Origin of the sequence: Halanaerobium kushneri (assembly GCF_900156285.1) — a bacterium.
Lineage (GTDB): Bacteria > Bacillota > Halanaerobiia > Halanaerobiales > Halanaerobiaceae > Halanaerobium > Halanaerobium kushneri.
This window is the reverse complement of the sequence record NZ_FTNC01000002.1, coordinates 123,460-147,553: the sequence shown is the minus strand read 5'-3', so window position 1 is coordinate 147,553 and position 24,094 is coordinate 123,460. Positions and strand designations below refer to the sequence as shown.

Genomic DNA, 24,094 nt, shown 5'->3' with positions numbered 1-24,094 from the left:
TAAGTTAGTATTTAAGAAAATAACCAATAGAGGAGGTGAGGAAATAATAGTCTTTTGAGTTATATAGGTGTTTTATTAGTTCGAATTAAAAAAATCAGAATATTGGAATTTATTTTGTAACTCAAAATATTAGGAGGTTTAAAATGAAAAGAAATAAGAAAATGATTATTGTACTAACAGTGGTTTTTTTACTAACTTTTTCATTTGTATCTTCAGCTACCACATTAGAAATAATTGCAAATGGTACAGAAGGTGGTAAGAATGGTCCTATAATTGAATTTTATAAATATACATTAAAACCAGCTTTTGAAGATTATATGAAAGATCAAGGAAAAGATGTAACTTTGGAAGTTATTGAGACAGCTGTACCTGATGCTGATTATAAAACAAGAATTACTCTTGATATGAGAGCTGGCCGTGGTCCAGATGTTATTTCATTTGATCAGTTTTGGTTAGCATCATTTGTAGAAGCTGGATTACTTGAACCACTTGAATATTATTCTAGTGATTATTCTAATTGGGAGGGTTGGAATAATTTTAATGAAGGCGTAAAAAATATGATGGCTTTTAATGATAAAATGTATGGATTTATGAAAAATACTGATTTACGTATGATATATTATAATAAAGAAATTTTTAGAAAAGCAAATGTCAAAAAATGGTGGGCTTGGCAGCCAGAAAGCTGGGAAGATCTACTTAATACTGCTAGAAAAATAAAAGAAGAGATGCCAGATGTTACTCCATTACAACTTAATGCTGGTGAGCAAATGGGAGAAGCCACCACAATGCAGGGCTTTTATATGGCATTATTAGGAGCTGGAGGTAGACTCTATGATCAATCTGCTGGTAAATGGGTAGTAAAAAGTAATGCTTTATTGGATACATTAGAATTATATGAAACAATTTATGTTGATGAAAAATTAGGTGATGGGAATCTTCAGGTATCATTAAATGCAAGAGACAAGACATTTGAACAATATAAAAATAATGAAATTGCAATGCTGGTTGAGGGAATCTGGTTTTGGACATCAGTTATAAAACCTGATGCTGCTTGGGGTATAAAACATAGAGATTCTAAAATTGGTTGGGCTGCTATGCCTGCTCAAGAACCTAAAGCCGGAATTAATGAACAAGATTATGTATCAATTTCTGGAGGTACAGGTTGGGTTCCATCACCATCTACTGATAATAGAGAGTTAACTTGGGAGCTATTAAAGTTCTTAAATTCTAAAGAAATGAAGCTAGAAATTTTAGAAATCAATCCTGGAATACCTGCAAGAAATGATGTTGCTGAAAGTGATATGATTCAGAGTGACCCTTATATGGCTAATATTGCTCCAGCTTTATCAGAAAACACTACTGCTCGCCCTGGTTTTTCTGAATATGAACAGGTATCAAGACAAGTTCAAATTATGACAGGTGAAGTGGTTACTGGTAATTTGACTCCAGAAGAAGCATTAGATAAATATGCTCAAGAAGTGACTAGAATTGTTGGAGAAGATAAAGTGATGGAAAAATAATTACTGTTAGGTAATGATTATATATAGCTTTCTCCTTTCCCTAAATTTTAAAATTTAGGGAAAGGAGAATAAAATAGAGGAGGATTTTAATGAAAATATTATCAAAACGAAAGGCTATATTTTTTGTATTACCTGGATTAGCATTGATTTTTGTGTTTTTAATATTTCCTGCTATCTGGAGTTTATTTTTATCATTAACCAATTATTCTTTATTACAAGATAGTCTTGAATTTGTAGGTCTTGACAATTTTTTTCGTATGTTTACAGATAGTAGATTTTGGCATTCTTTAAATTTAACTTTTCAATTTGTTCTTGGTTCAGCAGTAATTGGACAAGTTGCATTGGGATTATTATTGGCAATTATTTTACGAAATACTCAAGGAATAATGAAAAAATTATTAAATGGATTTGCTGTAGCTAGTTGGATAATTCCTTCTGTAGTAGTTGCGTATTTATGGGGAGCGTTTCTTGATGTAGATTATGGTCTATTAAATAGAATTGTTGGTTTGGTTGGTATGAACTCTAAAGACTGGCTCACTCAATATCCAATGCCCGTCATAATAATTTGGAACAGTTGGAGAGGAGCTGCTTTTTCAATGATGTTATTTACTTCGGCTCTTCAAACAGTTCCTCCTTCTTATTTAGAAACTGCTGATGTAATTGGTGCATCTTTTTGGGATAAATTTAAAGATATTTTATTGCCATCATTAAAAAATTATATTGGTACTGATTTAATTTTAATTACACTTTGGACTTTTAATTTATTTACACCTTTTCTTTTGACTAAAGGTGGACCTGCAAATGCAACAGAGATTTTGCCTATTTACACTTATAATGAAGCATTTAAATATATGAGGTTTGGTTATGGTTCTGCAGTTTCAGTTGTTATGTTACTAATCAATTTAATATTTGCATTATTCTATTTTCGTTCAATGAAGGGTGGTAATGGATGAGAGAAGTAAAAAAAGTAATTTTAAGATTATTATATAATTTGTTAGTGGTTGTTTTATCAGCGTTTTTTGTTTTACCGATTCTTTGGCTTATTTTTACACCATTTAATGAAAACCCTACTTTAGCACTTCAGTTTCCTTTAAACCCTACTTTAGAAAATTTTTCTAAGGTAATAGAAAATGATTATGCTATTGCTGCTTTTAAAAACAGTTTAATTCAAAGTTTTGGAGCAACGTTTTTAGTTTTGTTTTTGGCTTCATTAGCAGCTTATGCTTTTTCTAGAGTTGAACTTCCAGGTAAGAATATAATTATGTATATATTAGTTTTGTTTTCTTCTATTGTTACTGGAATAGCGGCAATGGTACCACTTTTCTTTTTATTATTGAGAGTAGGATTAATTGATACTCATTTAGGGGTAATATTGGTTTTTAGTGGGGGATTTTTACCAACAGCTGTTTTTTTACTAAAAGATTTTGTTGATTCTATTTCAACATCATATGAAGAATCTGCTATTATTTCGGGGGCTTCAAAGTTTCAAATTTTTAAAGATATTATTTTTCCATTATCAAGACCTGGAATGGTTGTAATTGGAGTCTATACTTTTGTTCAGGTTTGGTCTAACTTTTTAATTCCGTTTTTATTTTTAAGGAGTGAAGGGAAAATGCCTGCCTCAGTTGCAATATATTCATTTACTAATCAGGTAGGTATGCCAAAAATTGATCTAATATCAACTTATTCTTTACTATATACCATTCCAGTTATAGCATTATATTTATTTGCAAATAAAAAGTATGGTTTTAGATTTTATGGTGGCTTGAAAGGATAAATAAGGAGGATTTAAATGACAGAAGTTATTGGAATTAATCTTGATTCATTGGTAAAGAAATTTGGGAATGTTATAGCGGTTAATAATATAAATTTTAATATAAAACCAGGTGAATTTTTTGCTTTGTTAGGCCCTTCAGGTTGCGGAAAGACAACAACTTTAAGATTAGTTGCAGGTTTAGAAGAAGCTACTGAAGGAAGAATAATGTTTGATGATGAAGATGTTACTTATAAAGAACCCAAAGAAAGAGATGTGGCAATGGTTTTTCAAGATTATGCTCTTTATCCACATATGACAGTTGCTGAGAATATTGGTTATCCTTTAAAAGTGAGAAAAATAAATAAAAATGAAATAAGGAAAAAGGTTAAAGAAACATCTAAACAATTTAAAATAAGTAATCTACTTGAACGTAAACCCAATCAACTTAGTGGGGGGCAGCAGCAACGTGTTGCTTTAGCAAGAGCTTTAGTACATCAACCGAAGGTGTTTTTATTCGATGAACCTTTAAGTAATTTAGATGCACGATTACGTTTAGAATCAAGAACATTTCTTAAACATTTTCAATCAGAATTAGGAATTACAACTATTTATGTAACACATGATCAATCTGAAGCTTTGGCTTTGGCTGATAGAATTGCAGTTTTAAAAGACGGTCAAATTAGACAAATAGGAACACCACGAGAAGTATATGAAAATCCTTCTGATTCTTTTGTTGCAGATTTCATTGGAGATCCTCCAATGAATCTAATTGATTGTAAACTAGAGGATAACAAAGATAATATTGAAATTCATTTTCCAGAAACAAGTGTTTCTATTCCTAAAAATAAAATAAAATTAAACAAACCAATTGATTTAATGAAAGATTATATTTTTGGTATACGACCAGAGAATGTTTTTATTTCAGAAAATGAAAGTGATATTAAAAGTGAAATTTATGCAATTGAAACACTTGGGGCAACTACTTTAGTAACATTACAAGTCGGAAATTCAAGAGTTAGGCTAACTCTTGAAAGAAATATTGATTTAGAAATAGAACAACTTGTGCAAATTAAATTTGATTACAATATGGTAAGAATTTATGAAAAAGAATCAGGTTCACTAATAAACTAATAAGTGAATATTTAAGAGATTAACACAATAGAAGGAGGTTTTGAAAATTAAAGTAATAGAGCAAAAATTTTCTGGTGAATTCCATAAAAAAGACAACCAGAAATTTTTTCCAATAAATTTAAATATACCAGAAGGTACTCAAAAATTAAAATTAAAATTCACTTATTTTCCTGAATATATGAAAAATAAAAAACAAGCAGTTGAAGATATTAATAATAAATTAAATGATTTTTATAAAAAAAATGTTATAAAACTTGATTCAGAAATGCGTGAAATTTTTAAAGAAAAGAAAAAAACATTAATTAAAGAATTAATTCCGTTAAAAAATCAATTAAATTTTTCATTATACAGTCCATTGGGAAAATTCAGGGGACGGTGGGATTCACCACATTTTTATGGAAAAAAAATTGCAATTGATTCTAAATGCCAGGAAGATACAACAACTGGTTTTTTATGCGGTCCAATTACAGGTGGAAACTGGACTGTTGAAATAGAAACTCATGGAATTTGTTCAGAAAAAGTATCTTATGAACTTGAAATTTGGTTTTATAAAAAAGAAATAGAATATAAATGGTATAAAGGAGAGTTGCATCTTCATACAAATCATAGTGATGGAAAGACAGATCTTAAGAATATGGTTGAACTTGTCAAAGATTATAATCTTGATTATTTTGCACTTTCTGATCACAATACTATTAGTGCTTGGAATGAAATAACAAATGAAATGACAGATGATATTACAATTATACCTAGTATCGAATTATCTAGTTATTTTGGCCATGCAGTCGCGTTAAATATAAATTCATATATTGATTGGAGAACCACCGATAAAAATGATAATTTAGAAAAACAAATTCGTCAAATACATAATCAAGGAGGGCTTTTTTCAGTAGCACATCCTTTTTCTATCGGTAATCCAGTCTGCATGGGATGTGAATGGGAATATTCTGAAATTGATTGGAAACAAATAGATCTATTGGAAGTATGGTTTAGAAATTGGGAATATAATATTATTCAAAACACTTTAGCTAGAAAACTTTGGCATAGAAAGTTAGATGAGAAATATAAAATTACTATTATTAGTAGTAATGATCTTCATGATCCTCAATTTTACAAAAATAATAAACGTATTCCATTTACTTATGTAAAGGCAGAAGAATGTACTAAAGAACACATATCATATGCATTGTCAAGAGGAAAGGCCTATATTAGTTCAGGACCTGAAGTAGATTTTAAAGCTGCTTTAAACGATAATATAATTGGAGAAATGGGAGATGTTATAAAATTCAACTCGGAAATTAAACTTAGATTTTCAGTAAAAAAATTAACAAATAAAGTAGAAGCTAATTTATACCATGACGGAGAAATAGTTTATACAAAAAATTTAAAAAAATCAAAAGATAATATGATATATTATAATATATCTAAAGTTGGATATTATTATTGGGAAATAAAAGCTGAAAATAGTAAAGAAATTTTAGTATTAACTAATCCAATATTTATTAAACAATAAATTTTAAGTTTTAATTTTACAATTGTTCGTAATGATTTATTTTTAAATTTAATATCTTCAATTTATAGTATGAACTATTAAAGATAAGAAAGGAATATACAGGAATGAAAGGTAGTGATAAATAAAATGAATAAAACAGTAACAGTAGCTATAATAGGTGCTGGTGATCGGGGTAGAGGTGCATATGGACAATTCATAAAAAATAATTCAGATAAGATTAAAGCTGTAGCTGTAGCAGAACCTAATCAAAAAAAAAGAAAACTATTTGCTGATGAACATAATATAAAGGAAAAATTACAATATAATTCTTGGGAAAATTTTCTTAATCAAAAAAAATTAGCAGATGGAATTATAATTTCAACCCTAGATAATATGCATTTAAATCCAGTGTTGTATGCCATGGAAAAGGGGTATAAAATATTATTAGAAAAGCCAATCACCCCCAATTTAAATGATACTTTTAAGGTTCTTCAGAAAGCGCAGAAAACTAATAGTGATATATTAGTTTGTCATGTACTTAGATACACTCCATTTTATCAAAAACTAAAAAAGATTTTAAAAAAAGAATATATTGGTAAAATTCGTTTTATAAATCACATTGAAAAGATAGGCTACTATCATTTTGCTCATAGTTATGTGCGAGGAAATTGGCGTAATACTTCAGTAGCAGCTCCGATAATTTTAGCCAAAAGTTGTCATGATTTAGATTTGCTGTACTGGTTAACAGATGAAAAATGTATAGAATTATCTTCTCATGCTTCACTTGATTTTTTTAATGAAAATAATCATCCCAAAGGAGCAACAAATAAATGTTTAGATTGTTCTATAGAAAGTGAATGTCCATATTCAGCAAAAAAAATATATCTTAATGGCAGTGATGGGTGGCCAACTTCAGTTATAACAGATGATTTTTCTTATGAAGCAAAAATTGAGGCTTTACGGAAGGGTCCTTATGGACGTTGTGTATATAAATGTGATAATAATGTACCTGAAGTTCAAACTATTAGAATGACTTTAACCAATAATATAGAAGTTAATTTTGCATTAACAGCATTTTCTGATAAAATAACTCGAAAAACATCTATTTTTGGAACTAAAGGAGAAATTAACGCTGATTTTGATAGAGGTATAATTAAAATTAATAAATTTGGTTTTTCTGAGCAAAAAATTAAAGTTAAAAAGTCTAAAAGTGGTCATAATGGTGGTGATGCAGGAGTAATGAAAGAATTCATTAAAATGATTCAAGGTAAAAACAAATCAGATAGTATAAGTATTTTAGAAAATTCAATTGAGAGTCATATTATGGCTCATGCTGCTGAAAAGTCACGATTTAATAATAAAGTAATTTATTTGGATAATATAAGAAAAAGTTTTAATTATAAAGAATAATATTTTAATTTATTACTTTCATATTAATTATATATAAAATATTCGAACCCCATATTTTATGAAGTTACTCAAGGTGAAATTGGTGACAAAATAAAATCTAAAGGTGAAATTCAATTAGAACCAATTATTATTTTTGTTTTGAGGGAGGAATAAAATGTTTAAAAAAACAAATGATTATAAAGCTTTCATTGTACCACATACTCACTGGGATAGAGAATGGTATCTTACCTTTCAACAGTTTAAGTTAAGACTGATAAATACTTTTGAAAATTTATTTAATACACTTGAAAATGATGAATTCACTGATTTTAGTTTTGATGGCCAGACAATAATATTAGAAGATTATCTTGAAGTGTATCCAGAAAAAAAAGAGATACTAAAAAGATATATTGGTGAAGATAGAATACAGGTGGGTCCCTGGTATATTTTACCTGATGAATTTTTAGTTAGCGGTGAAGCTACTATTAGAAATTTATTATTAGGTCATAAAATAGCAGATGACTTTGGAAAAGTTATGAAAATTGGTTACTTGCCGGATCCCTTCGGTCATATATCTCAAATGCCTCAAATACTTCAGGGATTTAATATAGATAATATAATTTTCTGGCGTGGTATTGATTATAATAAGACAAAAGGAAACGAATTTATCTGGGAAGGACCGGATGGAACAGAACTATTTGCAGCGCATCTTCCACAGGTTGGATATTGTAATGCCCGAAGTCTTTCCACAGATTTTGATGAAGCTTATGATGTTATTAGAGATTCAATAGATGACCTATTGAAAAGAGAAACTTCAAAATCACTATTATTATTAAATGGAGTAGACCACCTAGAGGCACAACCTCATATTCCAGAATTAAGTAAGTATCTAAACAAAAAGTTTCCTAATATTGAAATAAGTCAGGGGAATTTAAAACAATATATGGACTATGCTAAAGAAACGGTAAATGATGATTTAGAGAAGTTAAAAGGTGAATTCAGATCCAATAAAGATATGATGACCCTAAATTCGGTTTATTCTGCGAGAATGTATATTAAGCAGGCCAATGAGAGATGTCAGACTTTACTTGAAAATTGGGCAGAACCAACATCTACTTTTGCTTGGCTGCAGGATAAAAAGTATCGCTCTAATTTGATCTGGAATGGATGGAAATGGTTAATGAAAAACCATCCTCATGACAGTATTTGTGGATGTAGTATTGACCAGGTGCATAAAGAAATGATGACCAGGTTTGATTGGGCAGAACAGATTGCTGAAGAGATAACTAATGAAAACTTACAATATATAACTAATAAAATTAATGTTGAATATTTAGAAGACGATGAGTTAGCTTTAACAATATTTAACCCACTTCCTTATGAAATTAATGAAAATATTAATACAAGGATTAAGTTTTCAAAAGAAATCACGTTTAATAGAGTGAAAGTATTTGATGATAATCATGAAATAATTCATCAACTTAAAGACTATGGTGAAGATATAAAAATTGAGCTAGATCCATTTGATACTCCAACTCTAATTGATGTAAATTATGCTGACATATCATTTACTGCAGAAAATATCCCGGCAGCAGGCTATAAAACATATAAGATTAAAGCGGTAAACGATCTTACAATGCCAGGAGAATATAGTTCAGATATAGCTCATGGTAGTAATTATATAGAGAATGTTTTTTATATAGTAAAAGCAAATAATGATGGAACAGTTGACATAACAGATAAAATAAACAACAGGACATATAATAATTGTAATAGATTTTCAGATAGAGGTGATGCTGGAGATGAATATACATATTCTCCTCCATTAAAAGATAAAGTTATATTATCTAATCTTTCAAATTGCTCGATTGAAAACTTTGGTTCTTCAGAAGTGACATTAAAAATATCAGGTTCTATGTCTTTACCTGAAAAAATAGGTGAAAATCGAAAGTCCAGATCATGTAGTTATATTGACTGTCCTTTAGAAACTAAAATTACCTTATATAGTAAGATCCAAAGAATTGATTTTGAAACAACTTTCGATAACAAAGCAAAAGATCATCGTTTACAGGTTGAATTTCCAACAGGGATTGATACAGATGTTGTATATGCAGATAGTCATTTTGATGTAGTAAAAAGACCTATCGCGGTTCCTGATAGTAAAGGGTGGGTTGAAAAGGCTTATAAAACTGCTCATAATTCAGGATTTGTAAGTTTGAGTGATGATCAAGTTGGGGTTTCATTATTAAATAGAGGTTTACCTGAATATGAAATTATTCCTGAAAAACAAAATTCAATAGCGCTTACATTGTTAAGGAGTGTTGGGTGGCTATCAGTTGATGATCTGGAACATCGTACAATTGAAGCTGGACCATGTTTGCCTGCTCCTGAAGCTCAATGTTTAGGCAAGCATAGCTTTTCTTATGCTTTAGTTTTACATAAGGGCAATTGGGCTGAAGCTGGAATTTCTCATAAAGCTAAACAATATAGAGCACAATTAAAAACAAAAACTCTTAAAAAACAGTCAGGCAGTTTACCAGAAGAAAAAAGCTATATTGAAATTGAAAATGAAAAAATTGAAATTAGCTCGATCAAAAAACATGAATCGAGTGAAAAGATCATATTAAGAATATACAATCCGACTGAAGAAAATCAAAAAACACAAATCAACCTAGACTTTGATTATTCGAATGTTTACTTAGGAAACTTGTCTGAAGATATTATAGAAGAGATTGAGCATGAAGAAGGTTTATATTTGAATGTTCCTTCTAAGAAAATATTTACGATTATAGTTGATAGGTAATCTTAGTTTATAAAGGAGGAATTATTTTGAGGCAAACACTAAAATCTTTGGATGCTGAACTACTTTTTACTGAAACATACAAAAAATATAAGGATGCTTCAAAGTCAATAAGAGAGTTGGAGTGTTTAAAAGTTCAGCTTCCTACAATGCTTAGACCTATGAAAGACAATGATTTATTAGCAGGTAGAATAGAGTATAACACTATTGGATTTCATCATATAGTGTATGGTGAAGGAACAAGTGATGAAATTGATAGATGTGGTTATTGTTATGATTTAGGTAGGGTAAAAGAGAAGTTAAATAGTTCGAATATAGATGAAGAATATGAAAGATTAGTTGAAGATATGTGTGATTTTTGGGAAACTGAAAATACAAATTACAAGGCGCGCCAGGCGTTTTCAGCTACTATGAAATATGCAGCTCCTACTGATGATTGGGTGAATGAAAGTGCTATTATCCATCCATTATATAGGATAGCAGAGTTTCAGGTGGACCATGAAAAACTTATACAAGTAGGTATACCAGGCTTACGCAAAGAAATTAATAATGGTTTGAAAAAAGCAAAAAAATATGGCAGAAACAAAGATTTCTATACTGGTCTTAATGGTGCTCTGGATTTAATTCTATATGCTTGGGACTATTATATAAAAGATATAAATCGACAGTTAAAGGCCGCAGATATAACTGTTGATAAAGCAGAAGAACTCCATGAAATCAAGAATACTATCTCTAATATTAAAAATAATAAACCTGCTACTTTTAGGGAAGCTTTACAACTTATTTGGATTTTTAATATAGTTGCTGGGATTACGGATTTTAATAGGATGGATGTAGTACTTGGTGATCTCTATGTTAATGATCGGAATAATGATATTATTACAGAGGAAAAAGCTATTCAGCTTTTGACTTCTCTTTTTAAACTAATAGATCAATTGTATGGGAGGAATAGCAGAGTTATTCTTGGTGGAGTGGGAAGGTGGAATGAGAATAATGCAGATGAATTTGCACTTATTGCCATGGAGGCCACTAAAAGGGCAGGAGGTATGTTTCCTCAAACAAGTCTAAGATATTATGAGGGAATGAATTCTTGTCTCATGGATAAAGCACTTGATCTACTTGGAACTGGTCTTACTTTTCCTGTTTTATATAATGATGATGTTAATGTTCCAGGTGTCGAAAAAGCTTTTAAAGTGACACGGGAAGTTGCAGAGGACTATTCTTTTTTTGGATGTGGAGAGTTTATCCTTGGTCATAGAAGTCTGGGAACTCCCAATGTAATAATTAATATGCCTAAAATAGTTGAAGTTACTTTAAATAATGGTGTAGATTTGTTGACAGGAGATGTTATTGGTTTAGAACTTGGCAACCTTAATGATTTTAAAACTTTTGAGGACTTTTTTGCTGCTTATGACAAGCAAATTAAATTTTTTATTGAAAAGGCAGCAAAAATTCAAGAGCAGATATATAAAACCTTAAATGAAGAAGGTTCTTTTCTGCTTCAAAGTATGCTCATGAGTGACTGTCTTTCTAAAGGAAAAGCTGCTCTTGATGGTGGAATACAGCATCTTGGAGGGACTATAGAGACATATGGAAATATTACTACATCTGATTCTTTAGCTGCAATAAAAGAAGCTATTTATGATAAGAAGACGTTTTCGGCTGAATATTTATTAGAAATGCTAAATGATAATTTTAAAGGCTTTGAAAAAGAAAGACGGTATCTACTGAATATAAGCAAGTATGGAAATGATGAAGCACAGGCAGACAGGATGGCGGCTAGAGTTCATGAACATATTTGTAATATTACAAAAAAACAAAATCAAAATACATGTTTAGATTCTTTTCTGGTCGTGGAAATAAATAATAGTGCCAATACAACTTTAGGAAAATTCACAGCTGCAACAGCTGATGGAAGGCTCTGCAGGACACCTTTATCGAATGCCAATGGCCCTGTTCAGGGGATGGATACACAAGGCATTACTGCTTTGATTAATTCACTTACACAAATGAGATGTGATATTCATGCTGGTATTGCTCAGAACTTCAAGTTTAGCAAGAAATTATTTAATAAAGAAAGAAATAAGCTGAAGCAATTGTTATACACTTATTTTGATCTTGGTGGTTCGCAATGTAATATTAGTGTTGTAAATAAAGAAGATCTGGAAAAGGCAATGTTAGAACCTGAAAAGTACCAGAATATAGTGGTGCGTGTTGGAGGCTATACTGCAAGGTTTGTTGATCTTGAGCAGGGAGTTCAGAAGGATATAATAGGTAGAACTATTTATTAAGGTTTAATTAAGTTATCTATAATTCAAAAAGTTCAAATGGTATTAGGAGTTGTAAACATGTCAGAAAAGGGATTAGTCTATAATATAAATAGATCCTCATTTCATGACGGGCCGGGAATAAGAACAACCGTTTTTTTAAAGGGATGTCCACTAAATTGCATCTGGTGTCATAATCCAGAGTCACAACAATATGAAGCTCAGTTATCTTATAATGAGAGTAAGTGTATAAATTGTAGGATGTGTGAACAAAGTTGTGGTAATGGTGTACATAACTTTGTTAGTGGTAAACATTATGTTTATTTCGATAAATGTAAGTTGTCCGGAAAATGTATTGAAGTTTGTGAGTTAGATGCATTATCAATCATAGGGAAAAGCGTTTCAGTGGAAGAGGTAATGGATGAAGTTATTAAAGATAAGAAGTTTTATGATAATTCTGGTGGTGGTATAACTGTATCTGGTGGGGAACCAACTGTTCAAATCGATTTTTTGGTGAAATTACTGGAAAAATGTAAGCAAGAAAATATTCACACAGCTATAGAAACATGTGGATACGCTAAAGAAAGCAATTATAAAAAAATTATTTCGCTGGTAAATTTATTTCTTTTTGATTATAAGATTACAGGAAAAAATAGGCACAAAAAATATACTGGAGTATCCAATGAATTAATATTATCTAATCTAGATTTTTTATGTAATCGAGATGCAAATGTAATTTTAAGATGCCCAATTATTCCGGGAATAAATAATTGCGATGAACATTATAAAGCAATAGCAGACCTTTCGAATAAATATAAAAGTATTTTAGAAACCCATATTATGTTTTATAATAATTGGGGAATTTCTAAAAATAAGAATATAGGTAATATTAATTACTTTGAAACCAAGATGTTCTCAGAAACTGAAAAAGCTTCTCTAGTTAAAAAATTAAAGGAGTTTGGAGTAAAAAAAGTGAGTATAGGATAATTGTTTTTGATAGATAACAAAATATATAAACTAAGATTTATGAGTTTTATAATAAATCAAAGGAGAAAAATAAATGCCAAAAAGAAAGTGGACAATTTTTGTTATTAATCATTCTCATACAGATATTGGTTTTACTGCAGAACAAAATATTATTAAATTACGTCATGTTAATTATATTCGAAAAGTAATAGAGATGTTATCTAAAGAATCATTAGAAGGGTATAAGTGGAATTGTGAAACTTTTTGGAGCGTTGAAGAATTTTTAAAAAAAGCTCAATCTGATGAACTTAAACAATTCATAAAATACGTTATTGAAGGTAAAATAGGGCTTTCAGCTTCTTATCTGAATTTTACTGAACTTCTTGATTATAAAGTACTAAATAATCTTACAAAACGTGCTGTGGATTTTTCAAAAGAAAATTCTATAAATCTAGAAACAGCATTAACTGCGGATATTAATGGTTATAGTTGGGGTTTTTCTGAAATTTTATATAGCAATGGGATTAAGAATCTTTATAGCTGTACCCATAGTCATCATGGAATGTTTCCTATTGGAAGAAGACAATTTCCATTTTACTGGAAGACTCCTAAAGAAAATAAAGTGCTGGTTTGGAATGGAGATCATTATATGTTTGGAAATGATCTTGGTATTGGACCAATACATGGGAAATTTATAGATGATGAATTAGATTTAAATCAAATGGAACCATTTTCTATTGCAGAAGTTAGAATTCCTAGATATTTAGAGAAATTAGAAGAAGAAAACTATCCTTTTGACTTCGTTCCGATTACAGTTAGTGGAAAAGTGATTGATAATGCCCCCCCAAATGAGAATATTATCAAAATGATAAAAAAGTGGAATAAGTCTTATGGTGACAAGATATTTTTGAAAATGGTAACAATAGATGAAGTATTTCAAAAAATTAGAAATACAGATGTGAAAATTCCAGTATATAGCGGGGATTGGCCAGACTGGTGGACAGATGGAGTAATTAGTACTGCAAGAACTACATCTACTTTTCGTTTAGCTCAAAGAAAACTGAAATACTATCGTAATTTATTAGATAAGTATAATACTAAAGACGATACTAAAATTAGAAAAGCAGAAAAACTTCTAGGTCTATATGCTGAACATACTTGGGGACATCATCAATCTGTGTCACATCCTTATTTAAATAAAGTAAATATAATTTCTGAAACCAAAAAGCAGTACGCTACTCAAGCATATAATTATATAAGTAAAATAACTAATGAACTATTAATTTCCGAAGGAATTTTAAATGCTCAATTAATTAATTCTAAAAAAATTAAAATAGTTAATCCAATGCCCTTTAAGGTCAATAAATTATATAAATTTCCTATTTCTGAGTCTATAAAAAATAATGAAAAGATGGTTGGTATAATTAATAAAAAGATTCCCAAAAAACAATATTTTGATAAAGAGAGTAATTCATTGTTTATGAATATTTGTGTTGAGGCAAAAAAAACAAAAACAATTGATATTCAAAAAAAATATGAAAATAGCCAGATAAGTCGGAGTAGTTTTGATATGCGAGGTAATGTTAGTTATAGAGATAAGTCTGGAATTATTGTAGATACAGAATTAAAATCAAATCTAAATTGTAAATCAGAATCTGGTGAGCATTTTCTGGAAACTCCATATGTTAAACTTGAATGGGAAAAAGAAAAAGGAATTACAAAGTGGTTTGATAAGAAAAATAAAATAAGTTTATTATCTGATGAAAGAGTACATAATCCTTTTACTCCAATTTATGAAATGAATCCTGCAAAGAATGAAGAGGATATAATTAAAACAAGAGTTTCGATGGGTAGAAATCGCAAGAATTGTCAAGTAAATAGATTTATTGGAAAATTCACAGGTTTAAGATCAATAAAAGAGAATAAACTTTTCACTGAAGTAGAATTAAAATATAGTTCCCCTGGACTTAAACATTATTTGCTTAAAATAAGAGCATATCATTATAAGCCACAAGCTGATTGTACTATAAGATTTTTAAAAACATGTAACTGGGAGGCAGAGAATTTATACATCTCCTTACCCTTTTCTGCTGATTCTTCTAAGATTAATAATATTTTTCTTCATAAAACTGGTGGACAAATAGAACCTTGGAAAGACCAGTTACCCGGTACATTAACAGATTTTTATTGTGTTCAGGAAGGATTTTCAATTATCACAAAAAATAGTGGAATAACTGTAGCAACACCTGACACTCCAATTATACATATTGGAGATCTTAAATATAGAAATCGTTTACTCAAAGGTTCTAAAAAGTTAAAAAAACTCAAAAAAAATGTATATGCATGGGCTTTAAGTAATTATTGGGAAACAAATTTTAAAGCTGAAATTGGTGGTTTTTATCAGTTTGAATTTTTAATTAAATGGTCAAATGAATTTAATGATGCAGAAAAATCATTTTTAGCTTGTAAAGAATTAAATACAGATTTACCATATTTTGAGTTTTAAGAAAAGTTCTTGACTATAGATTTTTGAAATAGGTGCATATGCTAAACTAAAAGTGTACCAAAAATAATATTCTGCTAATCGAAAAGTGTACCACCTCAACACCATCTCCTGTATAATTGATTTATCCAATAATCATTATAAACAGGAGGTAAGAAAGGTGAAAGAGATGGCACAATATAATTATATTAGGTTTCTATATTTTAATCAAAAGAAAAGTAAGAGAGCTATTGCAAGCGAACTTGGGATACATCGCGATACTGTAACTAAAGCTATTGCAAACCCAGAACAAAAATACAGGCTAAGTACAGACAGACCTCAGCTAGTAAATGGTGATTTCAAAAAGCGAATAAACATAATGGTTAAAGAAAACAGTGAAGCTCCTAAAGGACAAAAATTAACTAAACTCAGGATGTATGAATTAATCCGTGAAGAAGGCTATTCAGGTACTTATTCTTCCTTTACTTATCAGTGTAGAAAGGAGGAAGAAAAACTCCATATAAACCAGCAGGAAGCCTATCTGAAACTGGTTCCAATTAGTGGGTCCCTACAGGTTGATTTTGGTGAAGTATACTCTGTGAAAAAAGGTGTTCCTGTCAAGCAGCATGCCTTCTGTGCTAAATTATGCTCTGGCAAAGGTGAATTTGTTAAAGCCTATCCGAGAGAACAGACAGAATTCTTTTTTGATGGACTTAGTTCAGCATTTAAATTTTTTGGTGGTATTCCTAAAAAGATTATTTTTGATAATCTTAAACCAGCAGTAAAAACAGTTCTTAAAGAGCAGGATCGTATACTGCAGCAGGAATTCCTTAAAATACAATCATTTTACTCTTTTGAAGCAGAGTTTTGTGGACCTGGCAAGGGTAACGAAAAGGGCTTAGTTGAAAATTTAGTAAAATATGTTCAGAATAATTACTTCTTACCAAGACCAGAATTTATCAGTTATGAAGATACAAATCAGATGCTGCTTAAAAAATGTCAGCATAGACTTAGAACCAAAAAACATCTCGGTGAAACCTGGGAGAAAAGGTTATTAGCAGAAGATTTTCTTCCTCTAACAGAAATTTATGACTATGCCCGTCTTAAAGATGTTAAAGTTAGCAGCTATCAGCTGGTCCATATAGATACCAATCGATATTCTGTACCAACTGAATATGTTGGCAAAAGGCTACAGGCCAGACTATATCCATTTGAAATCAGACTGGTCTACAATGATAAAGTGGTTGCCGTACATGATAGGCTCTTTGGTAAAAACAAAGAAATTCTTTATCCCTATCATTTCCTGAGTTTACTCAGGAAAAAAGCTAGAGGATATGATCAGGCAAAAGTGATCCAGGACTGGATGTTATCTATCAAATTAATCCACTAGAAAACGATAAATATTAATCAAAATAATTTAAAGCAAGCACTTTCTTTTCCTAAATTAATCTGATAAAATATTGTCAGAATATTTAGGGTGTGATCAGATGCAAATCATTCATGACTTTAAAATACCTGTAAAAAAATATTCTGAGCTCGGCCAGAATAATAATTTTCCTCACCCTGAAGAATGTCCTCACTGCCATGATAAACTTCTTAAACATGGATTTTACCACCGCTATGTAATCACCATCGATAACCAATGCTTTTGGATACAAATTAGAAGATACAAATGCCAGCACTGTAAGAAAACTGTTTCCATTCTTCCAGCTTTTCTCTTCCCTAGATTTCAGAGATCTCTAAATTATATTGTCTGCTGTATGAAAGAATATCTGCTGCAGAAAAAACTACTTCTTTACAAACGAGCAGTATATTTTTATCTGCACAGGTTTACCTGCAATATTCCTGGTCTAATTGCTTTTTTCAGAGATAAATATCACTCACTGATCCCCTTTAAATTATCAAGAATAAAAAAAGCCACAAAACTAATTAAAATGATTTGGAGCTCCGACGCTCAGATACTCTCAAAAGAGTATCAGGATCACTTTAATCAATGTTTTATGGCACTTTAATTGTACCATAAAGATTGACTTTTTGGAACTATTTTTTTAAACACAAAAGCTTTCACTAGAAAAGAGTTATTTTCTGATTAAAATGTTATTATCAGCAGTTTAAGAACAATTTTGCTCTTAAATGCTAAAATTCAAGCTTAAAGGAGCTGATTTTGATGACTGATAATGACAGAGAACAGATAGCTCTATTCCGCTTTTCCCTCATTTCACCTATCCTGAATAGACAGGTGAAAAAACAGAACGAGTATCTGGCAAAGGTGGCTGCTAAAAAACATAATGTCCCTTATTATGGTGTCAGAGAATACTCACCAAAAACCATATCCATGTGGGTTAGAGCCTATCGCAAAGGTGGTTTTGAAGGGCTGAAACCCAAACCCAGAAATGACAGAGGTAAAAGTCGTGTTTTAACTCCAGAACTTAAGGAAGTTATTTTAGAAGCCCGAAAAGAACATCCTGATCGGTCTGTTTCTTTGCTCTACGATCAGCTGATTACGGAAAAGAAAATGCTGCCCTCTCAGGCCTCCTATTCTACTGTCTATCGCTTTCTTAAAAAGAAGAACCTGTTGGTCAACTCTCCCCGCAAAGAAGAAAACAGACGCCGTTTTGCCTATGATCAGGTTAATATGCTCTGGCAGGGAGACGAGATGTATGGACCCTATCTCAACCTTGATGGCAAAAAGGTTAAGACTTTTCTCTTTGCCTTTATTGATGACTTCTCCAGGGTTATTACTTATGCCAAATTCTTAACAACAGAAAAGTTTTCTGCTGTGCAGCAGGTACTCTCAGAAGCTATTTTAAGAAGAGGTATTCCAAAACTCCTTTATGTTGATAATGGTAAAGTCTATCGCAGTGATAATCTCCATTTTGCCTGTGCTTCGCTGGGTATTACCCTGATTCACACTAAGCCGTATTCACCTGCTGATAAAGGCAAAATTGAAAGGTTTTACTTAACTGTCAGAAAAAGATTTTTACCTCTTTTAACTGATAAAGATTTATCTTCCCTGGATAAGCTAAACAAGAGCTTTTTTAAGTGGCTGGAAAAAGATTATCACCGTAAAGTGCACTCTTCTCTGAAGATGACTCCTCTGGATAAATACATGTCCCAGATTAGTCAGGTTAAAACCTATGATGAGCCTGAAAAACTTAAGCTGCTTTTTCTCAAAAGAGCTCAGAGAAAAGTTAGACACGACGGAACTATATCGGTTAACTCTAAACTCTATCAGGTTCCTCCTGTCTATATTGGCAAAAAGGTTAAGATCCGCTTTGATCAGGAAACATATGATAATATTTATCTTTATGAAAATGGTAAATGTATTACTAAAGCTGAGCCTGTGATTATGGCTGATAATGCTCATGCTAAAAGAGGTAATCCTCTCTCCTTTGCTAAAATGACTGAAGGAGGCAGCAAAAATGTATAAATCTTTTTATTCTTTATCAGATAATCCATTTAAAAAAGAGATTGCAACTAAAGATCTCTACCAGTCTGAAAACTTAAAAGAACTTTCTGCCAGACTTGACTATCTTAAAAAAACAAGAGGCATTGCTGTCATTATTGGTGAACCTGGAAGTGGTAAAACTTCTGCCCTGAGATCTATGGCTGACAGTGTTAATCCATCATTATTTAAGGTCATCTATTTCCCCTTATCTACAGGCTCAGTAATGGATTTTTACAGAGGGATAGCCATTGGCCTGGGAGAAGAACCTAAATTCAGAAAGGTGGACCTTTTTAATCAGGTTCAGGCTGCTATCTTAAAGTTTTACAACGAGAAAAAGATTACCCCGATCATTATCTTAGATGAAATGCAGCTTGCTCCCAACAAATTTTTGAGTGATCTTGGTATTTTATTTAATTTTGCTATGGATTCTCAGAACCCATTTATTCTTATTTTAGCTGGTTTATCTCACTTTATGACCAAGCTAAATTTGAATCATAATCAGTCCTTAAATCAGCGAGTAATCATGAAGTATCAGTTAAATCCTTTAAACAAAGAGGAAGTCAAAGAGTATGTTGAGCACCAGCTTGAGCTTGCTGGAGCAAATCACCCAATATTCATACCTCAGGCTCTGGAGGCAATTGCCTTGAGATCCAGAGGACTACCCAGATTGATCAACAATATCGCAGTTAACTCGCTGCTTTTAGGATTTCAGCTTAAAGCAGAACAGATAAACCAGGAAATTGTCTTCAAAGCCTGCGAAAAAGATACATTTTAAAGTGAAAAATATTATTCAAATTAAAGGGGCTTATTTTTAAGTCCCTTGCTAATTTAATCTGCAAAATATTTTTGTTTTTACTAATTCAATTTGAAAATTATGCTGTAATTTTAGATAATTTAGGCTGATTTAATCTGAATAATTTAACTGGATTAATTTGCAAAATCACAACTGGAAACTGCCAGAAATTTTTGATGAATATCATAGATTAATCCAGGCTCATTTAAGATCAAAATCTAAAGGAACCAGAGAATTCATTGATATTTTAAGACTGACAGAAGAATATTCAATTCCAACCATCAGCAGAATTTTAAAAGACCTTGACCAGAAAAACAGATACAGTTACCAGGATGTATTAAGTGTACTTCGTTACCAAACTCAGTGTACCACTGGTACACAGTATTTAGCAGATGATATCCTGAAAGAGCTTAATATTGACCATATCTACACTACTCATCTTCCTTTAAGCGATTACGATTCTTTACTGGTAAAAGGTGGTGAGATAAATGGATGATAAATTAAGAGAACAGCTTAAATTCTGCCGCCTACCAGGCATTGTAGAATGCTATGATGATATTCTAAAAGAAGCAAGAGATAACAACTGGAACCATGAACAATTTTTTAGTAACCTTGTTGAATATGAAGTTATCATGCGAGAAAACAACAGATTTAATAGGCTTTTTAAACAGGCTAAATTTCCTAATTTAAAGACAATCGAACAGTTTAATTTTTCTGAAGCTCCTTTTTTATCTAAAACTGAAGTTATGGAATTGTTTAGCTGCAAATTTATTGATCAAAACACCAATGTTTTATTTTTAGGATCACCAGGTACTGGGAAGTCCCATTTGCTGATTTCAATAGGTATTGAGGCCTGCAGACTGGGTAAAACAGTTGGATTCTTCACAGCAGCTGGTTTGTGTAATCAACTAATTGAGATGCAGGAAAAGCAGCAGCTGCTTAAATTCTTAAAGAAGATCAACAAACTGGATTTATTATTAATTGATGAATTGGGCTTTGTTGAATTATCAAATCAGGCGACACAATTAATGTTCCAAATCTTTTCAGAACGATATGAAAAAGGATCTATATTTTTAACCAGCAATCTTGAATTTGCTGAATGGGCTAAAGTATTTCATGATGAAAGAATGACTGCTGCAATTATTGATAGACTGATTCACAACAGCAAGATAATGTTATTTAATGGATCCAGTCATCGACTCTTAGATCAGCAAAAGAAAACAAAGAAAGCCCAGTAATTTTAACTACAGAAGGAGTATTTTCTTCTCCTTCTCTTTTTTAAACTAGGTGGTACACAATTCGATTGGTAGGGTGGTACACTTTTCGCTTGACAAAAGCAAATAGGGTATGTCAACATTATTAGGTGCCTTTATTAGTTTTAAAAAACAACGATTTTTTAATGAAAAGATAAATTGTATAATTAAATGCACGCGTTGATTTGATAAAAAAATAGACACATACCTGTACCTTTTGTATAATGTTAATAACCACAAAAACATTAGGAGGGTACAGAATATGTGTCAAAATAATTGTAACACAAAAAGAGAAAAAGGTGAACACCTAAGTTATGAAGATCGCGTAAAAATAGAACATCTATACAATCAACAGGATAAAAATTATACTGAAATAGGTAAAGAATTAAACTGTCATAGAACTACAGTAAGTCGTGAAATTAAAAAGGGTGAAATAGAGCAAAAAAATAGTGATTGGACTTATAGAAAAGAGTATAGTGCCAAAAGAGGACAGGAAGTTTATGAGCAAAATAATACTGCAAAAGGACGAGATTTAAAAATAGGTAAAAACAAAGATTTAGCTAAATTTATAAAAAAACAGATACTTAAATTACGATCACCTGCAGCAGTTGCAAAAGACATTAAAAAATCAGATGATTATGACCTACAATTACACTGGAAAACAATCTATAATTATATAGATAAAGGTGTTTTAGATATAGATCGAGATGATCTCATACATGGCAATTATAAACCTGAGAAAGATAGGCCTAAAGAAAGTGCAAGCACTACGAGACGCAAGGAAGGTCGGACAATTAGAGATAGACCTGAAGAAGCTGATACTAGAGAAGAATTTGGACATTGGGAGATGGATTTGGTAGAGGGTTTGAAAGAAAAAGGAGAACCATTTTTACTAGTCTTAACAGAAAGACAAACCAGACAGGAAATCATAGAAAAAATACCAAACAAAAAAGCGGAATCAGTGGTAAAAGGTCTGGATAGAATAGAAAGACGATTTGGAGTGGTTAATTTTAGGAAAACTTTCAAGACGATTACTACAGATAATGGATCAGAATTTGCAGATTATGAGGGTATTGAAGAGTCTTTTACAAGCAGTAGTATTCCCAGAACTAGCCAGTATTATTGTGATGCATACAGTAGTTGGCAGAGAGGATCAAATGAGGTTGCTAACCGTTTTATCAGACGCTTCTTACCTAAAGGCACAAGTTTCAAAGGGATCAAAAGAACACTGGTAAAAAAGATTCAAGAATTTATAAATACTTATCGCAGAAAAATGTTTGACTACGGAAATTCAAATGAATTGTTTAAATCGAAATTAAGTTTTAGCATTTAAAAACACTGAAGGTGCGGGTTATTTCAAAAAAATCAAAAAAACCGTGCAATGCAACTTGCAATTCACCTTTTGATGAAAATAAAATAAAAAACTTGATAGCAACCTGTTAATTGTTTATAATAATTGGTACATATGAATTTTAGAAAGGAGCTTAAAAGATGGAATCTAAAGAAATAAAACGTGACAGCTCTAAAACACTATATAAACAGGTTCAAGAATTTATTTTAAATAAAATTAATGAGGATATATATAGACTGGGAGAAGCTATCCCCACTGAAAGAGAATTATCCCAACAATTAAGTGTTAGTCGATATACTATAAGGCGGGCAATACAGGATTTAGTTCATGAGGGTTGTTTATACAGAGTTCAAGGTAGTGGAACTTTTGTCTATGATAACAAAAAGACCACTGAAAATTATGGGAATATTGGAGTTATCTTAACCCACTGTGAACATGAATTGGAAGCAAATATTTTAAGTGGAATTGAAAGTTTTATTCAGAAAAAGGGATTCAATATGAGCTTCGTAAGTTCTAATGATAATTATAAAATTGAGGCTGAAAGTATTCATACGATGCGTCTTAATGGTATAGAGGGATTGATTATTATGCCTGCTGAAGACCAAAAAGAGAGTAATGCAATTACAGATCTAAAAAATGAAGAGTTTCCTTTTGTATTAGTGGATAGAGGTCTTCAAGATTGTAAAACTAATTGTGTTATGTCAGATAATGTTTTAGGTGGGTATAAAGCTACAGAATATCTAATAGAATTAGGACATAAGAAAATTGGTTTTATAAAAGGTGAATTTAGTAAGACCAGTAGTATTGAAGATAGGATTATTGGATATAAATCAGCTTTAAAAGATTATGGATTACTGGGAAAAGAGAATAAAATTTTTTCATATGATAATAATCTTGAAAAAAAAGAAGTGTATAAAAATATATATGATTATATAAAAGAAAGTGGTATTACTTCACTAATTGCAATTAATGATTATATTGCTTTGGATGTTATAAAGATGAGTAGGGGCAAAGATATAGAAATTCCTGCTGATTTATCTTTAATAGGTTTTGATAACTTAGATTTTTCTAGTCATTTAGAAGTTCCTTTAACTACTATTGCTCAATCCTCAAAAGAAATTGGAGAAGAAGCAGCGAGAATACTAGTTGAAAAGATTAATGAAAAAAAGAATGATAAAAACAAAAAAATAATTGTACAAAAATATTTTCCTGTTAAGCTAATAGAAAGAGAGTCATGTAAAAGGTATGGATAGATAACAATGACATGGAGTTCACTTTGAGGTGAAATTATAAGAATTTGATAGGATTTTCTCGATTTTTGCAATGATTCGTTTTTTTGTACTTGATTTTATAATTGAGTGAGACAAAATTCTAGTAAATTGTATAATTAAATGCACGGTTTGAATTAGACAAAAAAATAGACACATACCTGTACCTTTTGTATAA

Annotated in this window: 18 protein-coding genes; all 18 read left to right on the top strand. The window is 31.0% G+C overall.

What is annotated here, in order from left to right:
• Window positions 1–143 precede the first annotated feature (143 nt).
• The 18 genes from BW929_RS02535 (at window position 144) to BW929_RS02450 (ending at window position 23,901) form a co-directional block, all read left to right on the top strand.
• Window positions 144–1,520: an extracellular solute-binding protein gene (locus BW929_RS02535; protein WP_076543804.1), complete on the top strand. Its 1,377-nt coding sequence runs from the start codon at window positions 144–146 to the stop codon at window positions 1,518–1,520.
• Window positions 1,521–1,609: 89 nt separating this feature from the next.
• The gene (locus tag BW929_RS02530) at window positions 1,610–2,473 is read left to right on the top strand and encodes a carbohydrate ABC transporter permease (RefSeq protein WP_076543803.1); all 864 of its coding nucleotides are present in this window, start codon (window positions 1,610–1,612) and stop codon (window positions 2,471–2,473) included.
• Window positions 2,470–3,297, top strand: coding sequence for a carbohydrate ABC transporter permease (locus BW929_RS02525; protein WP_076543802.1), 828 nt, complete (start codon window positions 2,470–2,472; stop codon window positions 3,295–3,297). Before BW929_RS02530 ends, BW929_RS02525 begins: the two co-directional genes overlap by 4 nt.
• Window positions 3,298–3,312: 15 nt before the next feature.
• On the top strand, window positions 3,313–4,407 hold the full coding sequence (locus BW929_RS02520; RefSeq protein WP_076543801.1) for an ABC transporter ATP-binding protein: 1,095 nt from the start codon (window positions 3,313–3,315) through the stop codon (window positions 4,405–4,407).
• A gap of 40 nt (window positions 4,408–4,447) precedes the next feature.
• Entirely contained in the window at window positions 4,448–5,920 is a 1,473-nt protein-coding gene (locus BW929_RS02515; RefSeq protein ID WP_076543800.1) for a CehA/McbA family metallohydrolase, read from the top strand.
• Between the two features lie 114 nt (window positions 5,921–6,034).
• Window positions 6,035–7,309: a Gfo/Idh/MocA family protein gene (locus tag BW929_RS02510; protein WP_234978049.1), complete on the top strand. Its 1,275-nt coding sequence runs from the start codon at window positions 6,035–6,037 to the stop codon at window positions 7,307–7,309.
• A 154-nt stretch (window positions 7,310–7,463) separates the two neighbouring features.
• Window positions 7,464–10,091, top strand: coding sequence for an alpha-mannosidase (locus BW929_RS02505; RefSeq protein ID WP_076543799.1), 2,628 nt, complete (start codon window positions 7,464–7,466; stop codon window positions 10,089–10,091).
• 26 nt (window positions 10,092–10,117) lie between these two features.
• Window positions 10,118–12,379, top strand: a complete 2,262-nt coding sequence (locus tag BW929_RS02500; RefSeq protein WP_076543798.1) for a pyruvate formate lyase family protein — start codon at window positions 10,118–10,120, stop codon at window positions 12,377–12,379.
• Window positions 12,380–12,436: 57 nt separating this feature from the next.
• The gene (locus BW929_RS02495; protein WP_159437144.1) at window positions 12,437–13,342 is read left to right on the top strand and encodes a glycyl-radical enzyme activating protein; all 906 of its coding nucleotides are present in this window, start codon (window positions 12,437–12,439) and stop codon (window positions 13,340–13,342) included.
• Between the two features lie 73 nt (window positions 13,343–13,415).
• Window positions 13,416–15,827 carry a glycoside hydrolase family 38 N-terminal domain-containing protein gene (locus BW929_RS02490; RefSeq protein ID WP_076543796.1) on the top strand — a complete coding sequence of 804 codons (2,412 nt, stop codon included), beginning with the start codon at window positions 13,416–13,418 and terminating at the stop codon, window positions 15,825–15,827.
• 166 nt (window positions 15,828–15,993) lie between these two features.
• Window positions 15,994–17,193, top strand: a complete 1,200-nt coding sequence (gene istA / locus BW929_RS02485) for an IS21 family transposase (RefSeq protein ID WP_234978052.1) — start codon at window positions 15,994–15,996, stop codon at window positions 17,191–17,193.
• 97 nt (window positions 17,194–17,290) lie between these two features.
• The gene (locus tag BW929_RS02480) at window positions 17,291–17,815 is read left to right on the top strand and encodes a DUF6431 domain-containing protein (protein ID WP_076543794.1); all 525 of its coding nucleotides are present in this window, start codon (window positions 17,291–17,293) and stop codon (window positions 17,813–17,815) included.
• Window positions 17,816–17,970: 155 nt separating this feature from the next.
• Entirely contained in the window at window positions 17,971–19,233 is a 1,263-nt protein-coding gene (locus BW929_RS02475) for a helix-turn-helix domain-containing protein (RefSeq protein WP_076543793.1), read from the top strand.
• Entirely contained in the window at window positions 19,226–20,026 is an 801-nt protein-coding gene (locus BW929_RS02470) for an ExeA family protein (RefSeq protein ID WP_076543792.1), read from the top strand. The genes BW929_RS02475 and BW929_RS02470 overlap by 8 nt, the downstream gene beginning before the upstream one ends.
• Window positions 20,027–20,183: 157 nt before the next feature.
• Window positions 20,184–20,540, top strand: coding sequence for a hypothetical protein (locus BW929_RS02465; protein ID WP_076543791.1), 357 nt, complete (start codon window positions 20,184–20,186; stop codon window positions 20,538–20,540).
• The gene (istB, locus tag BW929_RS02460; protein ID WP_076543790.1) at window positions 20,533–21,282 is read left to right on the top strand and encodes an IS21-like element helper ATPase IstB; all 750 of its coding nucleotides are present in this window, start codon (window positions 20,533–20,535) and stop codon (window positions 21,280–21,282) included. Before BW929_RS02465 ends, istB begins: the two co-directional genes overlap by 8 nt.
• A gap of 277 nt (window positions 21,283–21,559) precedes the next feature.
• A complete protein-coding gene (locus BW929_RS02455; protein WP_076543789.1) occupies window positions 21,560–22,630 on the top strand; it encodes an IS30 family transposase in 1,071 nt (356 codons plus the stop codon).
• Window positions 22,631–22,788: 158 nt separating this feature from the next.
• Window positions 22,789–23,901, top strand: coding sequence for a GntR family transcriptional regulator (locus BW929_RS02450; RefSeq protein ID WP_076543788.1), 1,113 nt, complete (start codon window positions 22,789–22,791; stop codon window positions 23,899–23,901).
• Window positions 23,902–24,094: the final 193 nt, after the last annotated feature.

Bases quoted from the DNA above. Each gene is read 5' to 3' on its own strand.
- BW929_RS02535 (WP_076543804.1), top strand. From the start codon at position 144: ATGAAAAGAAATAAGAAAATGATTATTGTACTAACAGTGGTTTTTTTA.
- BW929_RS02530 (WP_076543803.1), top strand. From the start codon at position 1,610: ATGAAAATATTATCAAAACGAAAGGCTATATTTTTTGTATTACCTGGA.
- BW929_RS02525 (WP_076543802.1), top strand. From the start codon at position 2,470: ATGAGAGAAGTAAAAAAAGTAATTTTAAGATTATTATATAATTTGTTA.
- BW929_RS02520 (WP_076543801.1), top strand. From the start codon at position 3,313: ATGACAGAAGTTATTGGAATTAATCTTGATTCATTGGTAAAGAAATTT.
- BW929_RS02505 (WP_076543799.1), top strand. From the start codon at position 7,464: ATGTTTAAAAAAACAAATGATTATAAAGCTTTCATTGTACCACATACT.
- BW929_RS02495 (WP_159437144.1), top strand. From the start codon at position 12,437: ATGTCAGAAAAGGGATTAGTCTATAATATAAATAGATCCTCATTTCAT.
- BW929_RS02490 (WP_076543796.1), top strand. From the start codon at position 13,416: ATGCCAAAAAGAAAGTGGACAATTTTTGTTATTAATCATTCTCATACA.
- istA (WP_234978052.1), top strand. From the start codon at position 15,994: ATGGCACAATATAATTATATTAGGTTTCTATATTTTAATCAAAAGAAA.
- BW929_RS02480 (WP_076543794.1), top strand. From the start codon at position 17,291: ATGCAAATCATTCATGACTTTAAAATACCTGTAAAAAAATATTCTGAG.
- BW929_RS02475 (WP_076543793.1), top strand. From the start codon at position 17,971: ATGACTGATAATGACAGAGAACAGATAGCTCTATTCCGCTTTTCCCTC.
- BW929_RS02470 (WP_076543792.1), top strand. From the start codon at position 19,226: ATGTATAAATCTTTTTATTCTTTATCAGATAATCCATTTAAAAAAGAG.
- istB (WP_076543790.1), top strand. From the start codon at position 20,533: ATGGATGATAAATTAAGAGAACAGCTTAAATTCTGCCGCCTACCAGGC.
- BW929_RS02455 (WP_076543789.1), top strand. From the start codon at position 21,560: ATGTGTCAAAATAATTGTAACACAAAAAGAGAAAAAGGTGAACACCTA.
- BW929_RS02450 (WP_076543788.1), top strand. From the start codon at position 22,789: ATGGAATCTAAAGAAATAAAACGTGACAGCTCTAAAACACTATATAAA.